Raw genomic sequence first — 2,500 nt, 5'->3', positions numbered from 1 at the left:
CTATCAGACCGTTTCCCGATCCGATTTCCTCGGCGCTTTCCAGGCCCCCGCTTTTCTTTCGCGGCTTCCTTTCCGGCGGTTCCGACTTTATCAGAAGTTCCGGGCCGATCTGACCGGCCACTCATTTCCGATGCATTCGGAGTGCTTCTGCGGAATCGAGTTCCGAGAGGCTCTATAGATACTAACCTTGCCGCCGACCGGTTCAGTCCAGTCCAGGCAACTGTTCAAATCTACCTCCCCACACGACCTGTGTCAACAGGTTTTGCGGGGCGAAGAGGAGACTAGCAGTTCATCCGCCGTACATGCACATCAGGCGGCGGTCGGCACCGTGGCGCTGCGTTCGGCTGCTTCGAGGTCGCCCGTGTCGCCGGCTCGGGCCGCCCTGCCGCCCAGGACGTAGACGTAGGCGAGGAAGACCAGCTCGGCGGTGATGCCGATGGTGATGCGGGACCAGGTGGGCAGGTCCGACGGGGTGACGAAGCCTTCGATGGCGCCGGAGACGAAGAGGACCAGGGCCAGGCCGATCGCCATGCCGAGGGCGGCCCGGCCCTCCTCGGCCAGGGCCGTGCGGCGGGGGCGGGGGCCGGGATCGATGACGCTCCAGCCGAGCCGGAGGCCGGTTCCCGCGGCTACGAAGACCGCGGTCAGTTCGAGCAGGCCGTGTGGGAGGACCAGGCCGAGGAAGGTGTCGAGCCGGCCCACCGAGGACATCAGTCCGATGCCGACGCCGAGGTTGAGCATGTTCTGGAAGAGGATCCAGAGGACCGGGAGGCCGAGGAAGACTCCGAGGACCAGGCACATCGCGGCGGCCTGGGCGTTGTTCGTCCACACCTGGGCGGCGAAGGACGCTGCGGGGTGGCTGGAGTAGTAGGTCTCGTACTGGCCGCCGGGGCGGGTGAGCGCATGGAGTTCGTCCGGGGCCGCGATGGAGGACCGGACTTCCGGGTGGGTGCCGATCCACCAGCCCAGGAGCGCCGCGAGTGCCGTGGAGGCCAGGGCGGTGGGGACCCACCAGTGGCGGGAGCGGTAGACCGCCGCGGGGAAGCTCCGGCTGAGGAAGCGGGTGACGTCGCGCCAGGAGGCTTTGCGGGTGCCCGTGACGGCGCTGCGGGCGCGTGCCACCAGTTGGCTCAGCCGGCCGGTGAGCTGCGGGTCGGGTGCGCTGGACCGGATGAGGGAGAGGTGCGTGGCGGTGCGCTGGTAGAGGGTGACGAGTTCGTCGGCCTCGGTGCCGGTGAGGCTGCGGCGGCGGAGCAGGGCGTCGAGGCGGTCCCATTCGGCTCGGTGGGCGGAGACGAAGACGTCGAGGTCCATCGGGGTGCCTGCTCCTCGGCTGTTCGTCGGCGGACCGGTCGGGATCAGCTTGTCGTACTGCGGCGCGATGCGTTCTCAGCTTGGCAGACTGGCCGGTGTGGCGGCAGGTCGGGGAAGGGGCGCGGGCGTGAATGAGCTGGTGACGGGTGAGGCGGTGGCGTTGGAGCTGCAGCCTGCCAGGCTGCCCAGCAGGGCGCTGGCCGTGTTGCTGGATCTGACCGTGGCCCTGGTGGCCTATGCGGCGGTGAGTGTCGCGTTGCTGGTGGCGACGGCGTCCCTGGACGAGGCGGCGCGGACGGCGGTGTCGATCGCCACGTTCCTGCTGGTGCTGGTGGGGGGTCCGATAGCGGTGGAGACCCTCAGCCATGGGCGGTCTCTGGGGAAGGCGGCCTGTGGGCTGCGGGTGGTGCGGGACGACGGGGGGCCGATCCGGTTCCGGCATGCGCTGGTGCGGGGTGCGCTCGGGGTGGTGGAGATTCTGCTGACGGCCGGGGTGGTGGCGTGCGTCGCCTCGCTGGTGTCGGCGCGCGGGCGTCGGCTGGGTGATGTGTTCGCGGGGACGCTTGTGGTGCGGGAGCGGGTGCCCGCGGCGCGGGTGGGTTTCGTTCCGCCTCCTCCGCCGTGGCTGGCCGGGAGGTTCTCGGGGCTCGACCTGTCGGCGGTGCCGGACGGGCTGTGGTTGGCGGCCCGGCAGTACCTGGGGCGGATGAACCAGTTGGATCCGCAGGTGGGGTGGGCGATGGCGGAGCGTCTGGCCGGTGATCTCGCGGAGCGTACGGGGGCCGCGGTGCCGCCGGGGGTGCCGCCGGCCGCGTATGTGGCCGCGGTGGTGCAGGAACGGCAGGTGCGGGAGGCGCGGCGGGCGTTCGGCGGAGGACCGGTGGCGGGCCAGGGCTCGGTGGTGGCGGGGCAGGGCTCGGCGGCCTGGGCCGGGCCGTCGGGCGCGCCGGTCCCCGGTCCGCCGGTCGTGCAGGGGGGAGCCGGGGCCGGTCGGGCGCCGGCTGCGGCGCCGGAGAGCAGGTATCCGGCGGCTCCGGTGGAGCCGGTGGCGCCGCCGTCGGGTGAGCGGTCCGCCACCGGGTTCGTCCCGCCCGCCTAGGGCGTGTTTCGAAAGTCCCGTCTGCCCGGCGACGCCTGGCACGCACGCTCGCCGCGTTGTCGGGATCGCCCCGATACAACCAGTATC

2 protein-coding genes are annotated in these 2,500 nt (G+C 71.4%); one reads left to right on the top strand and one right to left on the bottom strand.

Annotated elements, in window-relative coordinates; translation table 11 throughout:
• Positions 1–309: 309 nt before the first annotated feature.
• Complete coding sequence (locus tag AB0N31_RS36430) at positions 310–1,314, bottom strand: stage II sporulation protein M (RefSeq protein ID WP_366062828.1); 1,005 nt, start codon at positions 1,312–1,314, stop codon at positions 310–312.
• A gap of 127 nt (positions 1,315–1,441) precedes the next feature.
• Between AB0N31_RS36430 and AB0N31_RS36425 the strand changes: the two genes are divergently transcribed.
• The gene (locus tag AB0N31_RS36425) at positions 1,442–2,413 is read left to right on the top strand and encodes an RDD family protein (RefSeq protein WP_366062827.1); all 972 of its coding nucleotides are present in this window, start codon (positions 1,442–1,444) and stop codon (positions 2,411–2,413) included.
• Positions 2,414–2,500 lie beyond the last annotated feature (87 nt).

The sequence above is a fragment of the Streptomyces sp. NPDC051051 genome (assembly GCF_040682975.1).
GTDB lineage: Bacteria > Actinomycetota > Actinomycetes > Streptomycetales > Streptomycetaceae > Streptomyces.
This window is presented reverse-complemented; position numbering and strand designations above follow the sequence as displayed.